A 12,862-nucleotide genomic window follows, 5' to 3' on the forward strand; every position below is an offset into this window, starting at 1 on the left:
ACCAAAAAAAGAGAGCAGTTCTGCTCTCTTTTGGTTCATATTCATATGATATTGATAATCCAGGTGTATTCGTTAAGAAGTAAGGTTACATGCCCTAAAATCAGACTACAATTGCGCGATTCTTCCCTTCACTCTTGGCTTGGGCCAGCGCTTGAGTGGCTTTTTCAATCAGATCCGATACACTTGACTGCTCATCAGGTACCAGGACTGCACCCCCGACACTAACCGTGACGATTCCACTCGGACCCGATGATTCTCGCTGGATCTGAAGAGCCAGAACATGTTGTCTAATCTCTTCCGCAAGCTGCGCTGAATATTCAGGAGTTGTGCTCTTCATTTTCAACATGAATGTACCTCCGCGAAGACGGGAAATTAGTGCATTGTGCTGCTCACTTACCACGGTGAGTACCTCACCGATCCATTGCAGACACAGATCGCCTCCCTGAAGTCCGTATGCCGCGTTATATGACCGGAAATCATCGATATCTACAATGAGCAATCCCAGACTGCATTTCTCCTGCAAACAATCATCCCAGTCATCCTGAAGCTGAGACTTGAACACCGTTTGAATCGGCATATCTGTTAACGGATCTGTGTTCAAGTAATTTTGCAGCTGGCTCGTCGTTTCGGTGTAATTGTCATGTTCATGGTGAGACGCCCCGCTGTGCAGCAGGACCATAACAGATGGCTTACCCGCATGTGTAACAGAAGCAAGTGTAATTTCAAGCAACAATGAGGTACCTGCCGCTGTGGTGAAATACGACTGGCTGGTAATTAAACTTGTGTTATTGTGCTTTAATTCCTCGAAATTCTGTTGCAATGTGACTCTCGTTTTGTCAGGTATAAATTCTCTGAAGTCCTTGCCCATCAGGTTTTTGGAACTCTCGAACCCGAGCAGCTCAGCAGCCTTTGTATTACAATAGATAATCTGACCGTCAGTCAGAGTAAAGAATGCCACGGGCGAGTAATCCATTAACTGCAAATAACGCTGTTCATTTTGTCGCAAAATACGAGCATTCTGCAGCGCCTGTTCTTCAGCCTGAACCAACTGATTCTCCGTCTGCCGGCGTACAATGGTTTTGAGTAAAGGTAACACACTCAGCTCTTTCGTAGTCCATGGATACGAAGTTGACTTTACAACCTCACGCCATTTCTCGAATGATTTACGAGGCGACAATCGCATGCCGTCATCCGTCTTGAGCACCGCTTTGGCTGGGTCACCCGCCCAATCGACAACCTGCACAACCTCAGGTCGGAACCAGATCATGTAGTTATGCTGTCCAGGCGAAATGGCAACATAAATAACCCCAGAAGCCTTATCCGGATAAGCTTTGGCTGTTTCATACTCTGAACTCAGTTTCGAAGTATAGTAACTGTAATCCTCAGACTTTCCTGCAAGCCAACCTGCCAGTTCACGAATCTGGCCGCTGTTTGGCGTTTCACCATATAACAATAACTTGTCCTGGTAACAGATCGCTGCTCCGGCAGCATCCATCAGGTTTAACACCGTCTCTTCTTCTCCCTGTAATTCCTCAAGTACTCGGGCAGGACTTGTGTTTCCGATAAAAATGTTGGCAATTCGTGAAGCGGCTTCACGGGATTGAATCTCGGATTGATAATCATCGAGTTGCTGACGCTGAAACAATTCATTCGAGAAAAACGCGCCCAGGAAATTGCACAGATTCCGTACGCGATGGGGTACATATCTGGCCGAATAATGATGGCATGTAATGAGTCCCCACAGTTGATTGTTATGAATGAGCGAGATCGTTACAGTCGCACCTACACCCATATTATGCAAATATTCGATATGAAGTGGAGATACGCTGCGCAGGACCGAAAGACTCAGATTCAGCGGTTTGCCAGTGAGCGGTTGTAGCATAGGCACAATCTCGACGGGTTTATAATTTACATTTACAATAGTCCGCAGCCAATTGCGAAGATACAACTCCCGAGCCTGTTTCGGTATATCCGATGCCGGATAGTGATGTCCCAGGAATGGTTCGAGTTCTTGTTCACGCGCTTCAGCAATAACTTTACCATTCCATTGCTCATCAAACTCATAGATCATCACCCGGTCGTAACCGAGCATTTCCTTCACCTGTTCAGCTGCAATCTGACTTGCCTCCACGCGACTGTCTGTGCTTTTCATCCGGCCGAAAAATCGGGATATCCACTCAAAGTCAGTGGTCTCCACGTCCTCTTTTTCATAAAAAGGTTCGATCTCCAGAATGAGCAGACCTTCACTCTCATGAAGAACAGAAGAGAAGACCCGTTCCTCACCGGATACCTTAATGGTTAGATCCATGTAATGCAGGTCAGAGGTGACATCCGCATTGAAGCTGCTACCCAACAGTTTGCTTACTTCTTTCTCGCCAATCAGGTTCTCCAAAGGCATGCCCAGAATATCCTCATAGGCAATGCCCAGATGGTCCTCCGTATTTTGACTACACTGAACAATGGTTGGCGTAAGACTGGTATTGATGGCCAAAAGAACACCATGAGGTTGAATAAAGCCGGGGATATGAATCGGTTCTTTATCACAGTTATTCAGATCTATCGGATCATTTGTGTATGTTCCCTGATGAAGCAATGTGCGGTTCAACAAATTTTGTTCTTTCTTGGACTTCGGTTCGGCCATGGCCAGGAAAATCCCCTCTCATGATGTTATATAAGTTGAAATAATGATTATTTACATTGCACTACGATGACAGAATAACCTTCCAATCGCTGTTATCCCCAGATTTTATCGATTCCCTTTTCTAAAGGAAAAATCCGGTTATAAAGGCGAACGCTTCGCTTTTCCAGGTTTTTTCTGTCCTCTCCGTTAGGTGTAAATGATTAGTTCAACTTATATAGATTTCTTTTAATTACTTGTCCGTATTAATCCATTGATCCAGCAGTCGGAATGTCTCTGATGCACTGTGCACCATGTTGTCATGATCTTCTGGACTGCTGATGGACTGCTGCAGCAATGTCATAAACTCGCTCCATCTTGTTCTTGTCTCTGAGCCATAGGCGTTGAAATATTCCAATCCACGATCAGCTTCAATGGGTAGGAACTGCGACAAACGTTTGGTCATGATCTGTCCACCGTTCGTGGACCCCTCAATGACATACAGGTATCCAAACAAACGGGCAGGTGTCGAAATATCCGGCAGTTCTTTACAGCGCGGAAGTTGGCTAACTTCCTCTTCACTTGCACCAAGATTGTGCAGATCTTTCTCCAGTAGTCCAGCCTTGCCTCTAATCTCGATATCCAATCCCGTACTACCCCAGAAAGGCTGCTGTACAGCCTGATCTTCCAACGGTTTGAGGAATCCATAAAATTTCTCTAAATATGTTCTATATTCTTCTATAGTCACAGTTTGATTCATAATGGCTTTCGCATAAGGGTTCTGTTCTACTTGTCTGTGGTAATGAGCTGTCTCGCTCTTCAGACGTTCCATAATAGTTGTTGCTGTCATCGTAGTTATCCCCTTTCACAATCTGTTCTGTTGTTGCCAATGAGTGCTTATCATCAACTGAATCTCAGTATATATTGAAATAGAAACCGTGTTCGTTGCAAACAGCTCATTTAATGCAATAAAGACTCTATGTAAGTATACTTATTCTTGTTTGAGAAAACTATACGAATCCAACATCAGCACAGAGTTAACACCTTTCTTCGTTGTTATAGTAACTTACTGCAATCTGTATGATTTAGTATTAACCGAAAACAATAAAAATGACCCCCATAATCTGGAAGGTTGTAGATTTCAGATCTCAACATGCTACACTGTTTTTATATCCTGTCATTGGAGGAATGCATTCTATGGATCTTACTGTTCAAGACGTTGTACTTCATCTCTTAGATAACATTGAACTGCCAGAAAACACGGTGGATCAGCTCATTACCGGCTCACTTGATTGTAAGGTCACAGGTATTATCATTGCTTTTATGCCCACACAATATGTGATTGAACAAGCCATACAGCAAGGTGCTAACTTAATTATTGCGCATGAATCCCCGTTCTATAACCATCACAGTCATACGGATTGGCTTGTAAATGATTCGGTTTATACGGACAAAAGGACGTTGATCGACGAAGCAGGCATTTCCATCTATCGATGTCATGATATCATCCACCGCTTCCAACCGGATGGCATTACCGAAGGATTGATTCAGGCCTTGGGGTGGTCCTCTTATGTGGAGCAACGTCTACCGGAAGCAGACATCCTTTCTTTTTCGGAAGGAAGAACCGTCCAAGCTATTGCTCACCATGTGAAAAGTTGCCTTGGGATCGATTATGTACGCGTTGCAGGCAATCCGGAAATAGTCTGTAGACACGCAGCGGTATTGGTAGGTTTTCGTGGCAATGGCCCTGTGACGATTCCCTTGATTCATAACAAGCAATTGGATCTTGTCATCGCTGGAGAAGGATTCGAATGGGAGACACCGGAATATATCCGTGATGCTGTGCAACAAGGCAAGTCCAAGGCACTGATTATGATGGGACATGCCGAGAGCGAGGCTCCGGGAATGAATCTATTGGCAGACAGGTTGGCAGGACGTTTTCCTCAACTGCCTGTTCGTTTTGTAGGCGAGAAGCCTTTGTATACTATAATCTAATAATATGGATTTGATTTTGTACGGAGAGGATCTAGTTTTATACTCATTGCCCGGCGTACCCCGGAGCTTGTATACTTTCAACGTTTCGGGGCGAGTCGGCAGCCTCTCTTTTCATTTCTTGGATAATTTCTTGGATAGTTTCTTGGATAGCTAATGAACCTGACACACTCTATTTAACGAATATTTGCAGTTTTCACAACTAACGAATCATAGAAATCTTATTCCTCCATTTCCCCTGTTATTTAGCTACTTTCTACCCAACATAGTCCAATTAACGTGGCCGAGGTTCGTTAGATTTCTCAATACAATCGAATCAATATTATAGGGTGTCACTGGTTCGTTAGGATTATGATGTAAAATGAGTACTCCGCAACATATGCCGCGCATCTCTTTATGCCTATCTGCATTTCCCGGGTTCTTTATTGTACTCTAGATGCTGTGACTTCAAAGCTCAGGACATTTGTCCTTGGCGTTTGGGGTGAGTTTATCATTAAATAGAAGTCGAAGTAATTGAATAAGGAGCGTACATATGAGAGGAATTATTTTTGCTTTACTGGGCGGCGCGTGTATCACGCTCCAAGGTGTTGCCAATACTCGGATTAGCACCGACATGGGCACATGGCAGGCCGCTACGATTACACAACTGACAGGATTCATATTAGCGGCGCTGATCCTAGTGTTCGTTAGAGACACCAACCTTCAAGGACTAAAACAAGTAAAACCCATGTACCTGGCTGGAGGTGCTTTTGGCGCAGTCATTATATTCAGCGAAGTGACGGCCATTCAGCAAATTGGGGTTACGTTCACGATCTCGGCCCTGCTCATTGCTCAGCTGTTCCTGACTTTTCTGGTGGATAGCAACGGATGGTTCGGCGTGGTGAAACAAAAGATGAAACTACCCCAATTTCTGGGCATTGCCTTGATGATCACAGGCGTCATCATTATGAAACTGTAGCTTTTCGAGAATATAGTCGGGGGTGAACAACAGCGTGGAAGAGACCCATAACGAGCAACAATTAATATATTATCTGAAGCAATATCAACTCGAAAAGGTATTTCACGAGCCCCTGCGTCCCCATATGACGTTATGCCACTTCGAGAAGTGTGAACTGATTTGTCGTGAAGGGGAAGCCTCCGAATATTTATACGTGTTGGTCGAGGGTAAAATCAAGATTTTTACCACCTCCGCTCAGGACAAAACGCTCGTGCTTTGCTTCAAGACACCGCTTGAAGTCGTCGGTGACATTGAATATGTCCGTGAAAGCGATATTGTCAACACGGTTCAGGCCGTGTCACCTGTGGTGATGCTTCGTATTCATTATCAATGGCTCGCTGAGCTTGCCGGCGATTATGCACCTTTACTTAAATTTTTGCTCAAAATCATCTCACACAAATTCTACATTGACTCGAACTTCTCCAACTTCAACCTGATGTATCCAGTGGAGGTTCGTCTAGCCAGCTACCTGCTCTCCATTTCGACAGAAGAAGCTGGTAGCGTCGTTCACGAAGATCTGGACGCGTTCAATCTGACTGACATCGCGAATCTGATCGGCACCAGTTACAGACACCTGAACAGGGTCATCCAGAAACTCTGTGCAGACGGATTAATCGAACGACATCAAGGACTGATTATGATCAAAGATCGATCGGGTCTACGTGAAATAGCAGGTCACAATATTTATGAATAAGGAGTTCGACAACCATGTTAATTACAGGGATTTCGCTTGCGCTCTTGGCAGGTGCACTTGTCAGTCTGCAAACGATATTTAATAGCAAAGTCAATGAGCGCACCGGTTCATGGTCCACAACAACGCTGGTACTTTTCACCGGATTCATTGCTTCGTTCCTCATCTCTCTGCTCGTGGAGGGCAAGAATACATTCAGCTTTCAGCATATGCAACCCTGGTACTGGATCAGTGGAGCCATTGGTGTTGGTGTAGTGTTCTGTCTCGTGCAAGGCATGAAGTTGCTTGGTCCCACCTATGCCATCTCGATCGTGCTGACATCCCAACTGAGCTTTGCACTCCTATTCGATTCCATGGGGTGGCTAGGTCTGGAGCAAATTCCTTTCTCGTGGAATCAACTGCTCGGTGTGCTTGTCATTGTCGGCGGAATTGTGTTGTTTAAGTTCGGTGGGGCTAAATCGGAAAAATCAGATCCGTCAGATACATCCGACAAGTCGCCTGGCTCCCTGCAATCCAACTCCTAAAATAACCAAAAAAGAGTGTCTCCCAATCCCGCTGATTGGACAGACACTCTTTTTTTGCAATCAAACCACGTATCGTGCAGCTTACTCTGCAAACTCTACGTTATGGTACACCTGTTGAACATCTTCAAGGTCTTCAAGCGCATCAATCAGTTTCTCGAACTGAGCTTGTGCATCCTCTGGAAGTTCAATATGGTTCTGTGCAAGCATCGTCAGCTCGGCTACGGTGAACTCCGTAATACCGGCTGCTTTGAATGCTTCCTGTACAGCGTGGAATTGATCCGGTTCTGCATATACGATGACAGCTTCGTCTTCATCCACGATATCACGTACATCTACGTCTGCTTCAAGCAGAAGTTCAAGTACTTCCTCGGAATTCTTGCCTTCTACACCGATAACCGCTGTAGGATCAAACATGTAAGCAACAGAACCGCTGACACCCATGTTTCCAGCGTTTTTGTTAAACGCAGAGCGTACTTCCGGCGCTGTACGATTGACGTTGTTGGTAAGTGCATCCACGATGACCATCGCACCGTTCGGTCCGAAGCCTTCGTAACGCAACTCTTCATAGTTCTCATCCCCGCTGCCTTTTGCTTTTTCCATTGCACGATCAATAATGGCTTTGGGTACATTATACGTTTTGGCACGTTCCAGCACGACTTTCAGTGCACGGTTCGCTTCCGGGTCCGGTTCGCCCTTCTTGGCAGCTACATAGATCTCAACGCCGAATTTAGCGTAGACCCGGCTCGTATTTGCATCTTTTGAAGCTTTTTTTTCCTTGATATTATTCCACTTACGACCCATATCGTTTCCGCTCACTTTCAACATGTAATCTGCTTTCTACTATGCCATTATATCTTGTTGAGCGTACTTCAACAAGTTAATACCTACGAAAAACTGGGAGTAACTGCGGTGATTATCCATCTCCATTTGAAGATTAGCCTCAGTTTATCCTCTCATAATCTCTCAGCAACAACTAACATTACCTCTACTCACTCCATATATAACAAACAAGAAGCACCCCATAAGGAATGCTTCCGTCCCTAAATCAGTCCTAACTTCAGTTCATCTTACCCGGTCAATTAAGCGTGAAATTGTCGACCATCCAACACTTCAGGAACATAGCCTGCACGAATGACAAAGTCTCCGAAATGTTCACCTTCATAGCGCTCTTTGGCATATTGGTTCACCATTGGCGTCAACGTGTCCAGAATCTCGGTTTCGCCAATGTTTTCTTTGTACAGTTTATTCAGGCGATGGCCAGTGAAGCTGCCACCAAGATACATATTGTATTTGCCTGGTGCTTTACCGATAAATGAAATCTCGGCCAGCATCGGTCTTGCACATCCGTTCGGGCAGCCTGTCATGCGAATGACAATCTCTTCGTCTCTCAGCCCGGCTTCGTCCAGTACAGGCTCCAGTTTGTCGATTAGAGACGGCAAGTAACGTTCGGATTCAGCCATTGCAAGGCCACAGGTCGGAAGCGCAACACACGCCATCGAACTTCTGCGCAGCGCAGAGTAATGTGCCCCATCGGTCAGGTTATACTGCTGAATGAGTGCTTCAATCTTTTTCTTCTTCTGGCTGCTAACGTTACCAATGATCAGATTTTGATTGGCAGTCAGACGGAAATCACCCGTATGCACTTTGGCAATTTCACGTAAACCCGTCATGAGAGGATATCCATCCACATCCTTGACACGTCCATTTTGAATGAACAGCGTGTAGTGCCATCTGCCATTATTGCCTTTTACCCAACCATACCGGTCTCCGTTCGTCTCAAAATGATACGGACGTGCCGCATCCAATTTCCATCCCAGACGGCTGGTCAGTTCTTCGACAAACCACTCCACACCGCGATCATCCAGCGTATATTTGAAACGAGCGTGTTTACGAACGGCACGATCTCCATAATCACGCTGAATCATGACTGTTTTCTCAGCGACATCAATCATTTGCTCCGGAGTACAGAAACCAATGACTTTAGACACCTGAGGATAGGTTTTGGGGTCACCATGAGACATGCCCATGCCGCCGCCAACGGAAACGTTGAAGCCTTGCAGCTTGCCGTTCTCCACAATAGCAATAAAACCTAGATCCTGTGAATAGACATCCACATCATTGGATGGTGGTACAGCAATACCAATCTTGAACTTACGTGGCAAATACACTTTGCCATAGATGGGTTCAACTTCTTCGTCAGAGTCCTGGGAATCAATCACTTTCTCGCCATCCAGCCACAGCTCATGATAAGCCCGCGTGCGAGGGTCCAGATGATTGCTCACCTGACATGCCCACTCATACACTTCAGCATGCACATCGGATTGATTTGGATTCGGGTTACACATCACGTTACGGTTTACGTCACCACATGCAGCCAGTGTGCTTAGCAACGAATCGTTTACTTCGCGAATGGTGTTCTTAAGATCCCACTTCAGTACACCATGCAGTTGGAAAGACTGACGTGTGGTCAGACGAATGGTCTGATTCGCATATTTATGTGCCACTCTGTCCATCATCAACCACTGCTCAGGGGTTACAATCCCACCGGAAGCACGTACACGCAACATAAATTGATATGCAGGTTCCAGCTTGGACTTGTGACGCTCATTACGCAGGTCACGATCATCCTGCATATAACTGCCGTGGTGCTTCATCAGACGATTGTCGTCCTCTGGAATTGCACCCGTGATGCGATCAGCCAACGTTTCGGTCAGACTTCCGCGCAAGTAATCACTTTTGATCTTTATATCTTCCACATCGCTATTCATGCGCTGTGGGTTAAGTAAGTTATTATAAACCATGCTGCTTTCTCCTCTCGTCTCTGCGGGACGGTGCAATTCGGCTAAGCCGGTAATAATTAATAGACGTCCCGCTGATAACGTTTCTCCTGCTGCAACCGTGTCAGATATTCCGATGCCTGCTCAGGTGATAAGCCACCTTCTTGTTCAAGAATCGTGATGAGCGCAGCATGCACATCATGTGCCATTTTTTTCTCGTCACCACAGATATATACGCTTGCACCTTCCTGAAGCCACTGGTACAGTTCTTTGCTGTGTTCCAGCATACGATGCTGTACATATACTTTCTGTTCCGTATCACGTGAGAAGGCTACATCCATCTTCGTGAGTACACCATCTTTGAGCCAACGCTGCCATTCCGTCTGGTATAAGAAGTCGGTGGAGAAATGCTGATCTCCGTAGAACAGCCATGTCTTGCCCTCTGCTCCTGTTTCTTCACGCTCACCAAGGAAAGATCTGAACGGCGCTACACCTGTACCTGGGCCAACCATGATGATCGGCGTATCCGGATTCTCAGGAAGCTTGAAATTCGGGTTATGTTGTATATATACAGGCAGGGTGTCGCCAGCTTCGATTCGTTCAGCCAGATGTACCGAGCATACACCGTAACGTTCTCTGCCACGCGCTTCATAACGAACCGTACGAACGGTAAGATGAACTTCATCCGGGAAAGACTTCGAACTACTTGCTATCGAATACAGACGTGCCGGAATTTTGCGAAGAACAGCTACGAATTCTGCAGCAGGAATACCTTTCAAGTTATAATCCTGAACCAGATCCAGCAGATCACAGCTATTCATAACTGTGCGGAATTCGGATTCATCTGCGAGTAACGCAGTCAGGCCACTCCCAGGATTCAGTTTCGCAAGTTGTTCCACGACCGGTTTCGTCACCGCTGTAATTTCAAAATAACGCAGCAACGCTTCGTACACAGATGCCTGATCCCCGTTTTTATTCACGGTCACGCGCTCATCGGCATTCCAACCCATGGCCGCAATCAATTCATCGACAAGGCGCGGGTGATTCTCAGGGAATACTCCAAGGCTGTCACCGGGCTCGTAGTCCAGGCTGGAGCCTTCCAAAGACAATTCAATGTGGCGTGTTTCACGGTCCGATCCTCTGCCATTCAGATTGAGATTCTCCAGCACTTCAGCCTTGAATGGGTTCGTACGATCATATTCGGATTCCCCGCCGCTCACCGCAGCTGTAACAGCCTCAGTAGTTACCGTGCTCGCAGCGGCAGATGTACTGCTTAGGGATGCCAATACTTCATTCATCCACTCCGCAGCCGGTTCATCAAAATCAACATCACAGTCCACGCGTGGTACAAGAGCTGTACCTCCCAATTCCTGCAATCGTTTATCAAAGTCTTTACCTGTCTGACAAAAGAACTCGTAGGAGGTATCTCCCAGAGCCAACACCGAGTAACGAAGCCCTTCGAGCTTCGGAGCCCGTTTGCTGTTCAGGAATTCATGTAAAGGAATCGCATTATCCGGCGGTTCTCCCTCGCCATGCGTACTGACGATGATGAGGAGATTTTCAATTTTCTTGAGTCCGTTCGGTTTGAAATCTCCCATCGATGACAACGTTACCTGTAGGCCTTGCTCTTCAAGTTTCTTGGCCAGCTTCTTCGATAGGCCGCTGGAATTCCCGGTTTGTGAACCGAAAAGCACGGTAACTTCACGAGATACTGGCGCAGCACTGACTGGTGCAATACCTGTAGTTGGTGCAGCCTGTACCAGGTTAGCAGGAGCCGCTATTGTTGCGCTTGCCTGAATTGCTGCAATATATCCGCTCAACCAAGTCCGTTGTCCATCGGTTAATGTAGGAATAAGACGATTAAGCAGTTCAACTTGTTCTTGATTAAAAGGGCTATTTGTCACTTGAAGTTCCACTGTTTGCCACCTCGCGCATTGCTTCGATTTTAATTCCGACTAAAATCATCACATTAATTTAATTTCTTCTCTCTAAAACCTAACACACCGGGTGTTGAGGGTCAATTTCAATGATTTTATAGCATTTATCAGTTTCGCTGATAAAGGACAAAAAACAACAAAAACCCTCCTTTTCAATTCAAGGACGGTTTTGTTTTATTTTAATTGCACGGCCAGCTCAAGTTGAAGTTGAAAGTGGAATATAGTCACTAAAATGATCTCCCAGCACGCTGCTTTTATCTCCGTATACTCTGTCCAAATGATTTTCTCCCCACAGACATATGCGATCAATGATGTCCTGTAGTGTCAGGCCATATTCGGTCAGCTCATACTCTACCTTGGGCGGAATCTCAGGATGAATAATTCGATGGATGATTTCATTCTTTTCCAAATCACGAAGCTGCTGGGTAAGGACCTTCTGGGTAATGCCAGGAATGGCCCTGCGAAGTTCGCTTGTTCGTTTTTTACCTGATATCAGCTGATGCAGAATAAGAATCCTCCATTTTCCACCGACCAGTTCCAGCATCGCCTGCACACCACTCTCATATTTTTTCATTTCTTGTTCCACTTGTACTCCCCCATAATTCACATATATGTATACCTATTATTAAAAGTAACCGAAGAACCTCAAGGTATCTACAGCACTCGAAGGTGCGTACTTCTCAAGAAGATATCATGAATCTTATAATAACATTGGTCAGAATGTTTAACCAAAAAAAAAGAAAAAAGGATGGTTACTCCTACATGAAAGTTAAACTGGTCGTTACTCACCCAAGACAGGATTCCCTAACATTTGCCGTGATGAATCGTTTTATAGAAGGTATGCAGGAGAATTCCCATGAAATTGATATCCTCGATCTATATCATGACGGATTCGATCCATTATATGGCGTAGAAGATGAGCGAGACTGGCAAAATCCCGATAAACAGCATGCCCCTGTGATTCGCAAAGAGCTGGATCGTGTGCTTGCGGCTGATGCCATTGTATTTGTTTTCCCGATCTGGTGGTATAACGTTCCCTCCATGCTTAAAGCTTATCTGGACAAGGTATGGAATATGGGGCTGCTAAACAAGGCAAACTCCAAAAAGGCACTGTGGATTGCACTAGCCGGGGGAACGGAGGCTTCATTCCATAAATACGACTATTACAACATGATCTCCAATTATCTGAATAACGGGATCGCGGGTTATGCAAGAATGCAAGAATCCCGAGTCGAATTTCTCTATGAAACGATCTCAGAATCCAAAGAACATATCGAAGGCTTGCTGGAACAAGCCTATCAAATCGGCAAAAACTACAATTAACAAA

At 45.5% G+C, this 12,862-nt stretch carries 11 protein-coding genes; 5 read left to right on the forward strand and 6 right to left on the reverse strand.

From position 1 onward, the window contains the following. Positions 1–100 precede the first annotated feature (100 nt). Positions 101–2,641, reverse strand: coding sequence for a diguanylate cyclase domain-containing protein (locus AB4111_RS03145; RefSeq protein WP_442030409.1), 2,541 nt, complete (start codon positions 2,639–2,641; stop codon positions 101–103). A 229-nt stretch (positions 2,642–2,870) separates the two neighbouring features. Next, complete coding sequence (locus tag AB4111_RS03150; protein ID WP_442030411.1) at positions 2,871–3,467, reverse strand: biliverdin-producing heme oxygenase; 597 nt, start codon at positions 3,465–3,467, stop codon at positions 2,871–2,873. Positions 3,468–3,814: 347 nt separating this feature from the next. On the opposite strand from AB4111_RS03150, the gene AB4111_RS03155 reads away from it, so the two are divergent. The 4 genes from AB4111_RS03155 to AB4111_RS03170 all read left to right on the forward strand — a co-directional run bounded on the left by AB4111_RS03155 (position 3,815) and on the right by AB4111_RS03170 (position 6,821). Continuing rightward, positions 3,815–4,612 (forward strand): Nif3-like dinuclear metal center hexameric protein, encoded by a 798-nt coding sequence (locus AB4111_RS03155; RefSeq protein ID WP_442030413.1) that lies wholly within the window; start codon positions 3,815–3,817, stop codon positions 4,610–4,612. Between the two features lie 529 nt (positions 4,613–5,141). Next, positions 5,142–5,567 carry a DMT family transporter gene (locus AB4111_RS03160; protein ID WP_442030415.1) on the forward strand — a complete coding sequence of 142 codons (426 nt, stop codon included), beginning with the start codon at positions 5,142–5,144 and terminating at the stop codon, positions 5,565–5,567. Positions 5,568–5,601: 34 nt separating this feature from the next. After that, the gene (locus AB4111_RS03165) at positions 5,602–6,300 is read left to right on the forward strand and encodes a helix-turn-helix domain-containing protein (RefSeq protein ID WP_442030417.1); all 699 of its coding nucleotides are present in this window, start codon (positions 5,602–5,604) and stop codon (positions 6,298–6,300) included. 14 nt (positions 6,301–6,314) lie between these two features. Further along, positions 6,315–6,821 (forward strand): DMT family transporter, encoded by a 507-nt coding sequence (locus AB4111_RS03170; RefSeq protein WP_442030419.1) that lies wholly within the window; start codon positions 6,315–6,317, stop codon positions 6,819–6,821. An 81-nt stretch (positions 6,822–6,902) separates the two neighbouring features. Here the strand turns inward: AB4111_RS03170 and AB4111_RS03175 are convergent, their stop codons facing one another. The 4 genes from AB4111_RS03175 to AB4111_RS03190 form a co-directional block, all read right to left on the reverse strand. Then, positions 6,903–7,622: a YebC/PmpR family DNA-binding transcriptional regulator gene (locus AB4111_RS03175; RefSeq protein ID WP_442031566.1), complete on the reverse strand. Its 720-nt coding sequence runs from the start codon at positions 7,620–7,622 to the stop codon at positions 6,903–6,905. A gap of 278 nt (positions 7,623–7,900) precedes the next feature. Continuing rightward, a complete protein-coding gene (gene cysI / locus AB4111_RS03180; protein ID WP_442030421.1) occupies positions 7,901–9,622 on the reverse strand; it encodes an assimilatory sulfite reductase (NADPH) hemoprotein subunit in 1,722 nt (573 codons plus the stop codon). Between the two features lie 56 nt (positions 9,623–9,678). Beyond that, the gene (locus AB4111_RS03185; protein ID WP_442030423.1) at positions 9,679–11,514 is read right to left on the reverse strand and encodes an assimilatory sulfite reductase (NADPH) flavoprotein subunit; all 1,836 of its coding nucleotides are present in this window, start codon (positions 11,512–11,514) and stop codon (positions 9,679–9,681) included. A 217-nt stretch (positions 11,515–11,731) separates the two neighbouring features. After that, complete coding sequence (locus tag AB4111_RS03190; RefSeq protein ID WP_442031567.1) at positions 11,732–12,109, reverse strand: winged helix-turn-helix transcriptional regulator; 378 nt, start codon at positions 12,107–12,109, stop codon at positions 11,732–11,734. A 188-nt stretch (positions 12,110–12,297) separates the two neighbouring features. On the opposite strand from AB4111_RS03190, the gene AB4111_RS03195 reads away from it, so the two are divergent. Further along, on the forward strand, positions 12,298–12,858 hold the full coding sequence (locus AB4111_RS03195; protein WP_091016753.1) for an NAD(P)H oxidoreductase: 561 nt from the start codon (positions 12,298–12,300) through the stop codon (positions 12,856–12,858). Positions 12,859–12,862 lie beyond the last annotated feature (4 nt).

This window comes from Paenibacillus sp. 2KB_22 (genome assembly GCF_052115745.1).
GTDB lineage: Bacteria > Bacillota > Bacilli > Paenibacillales > Paenibacillaceae > Paenibacillus.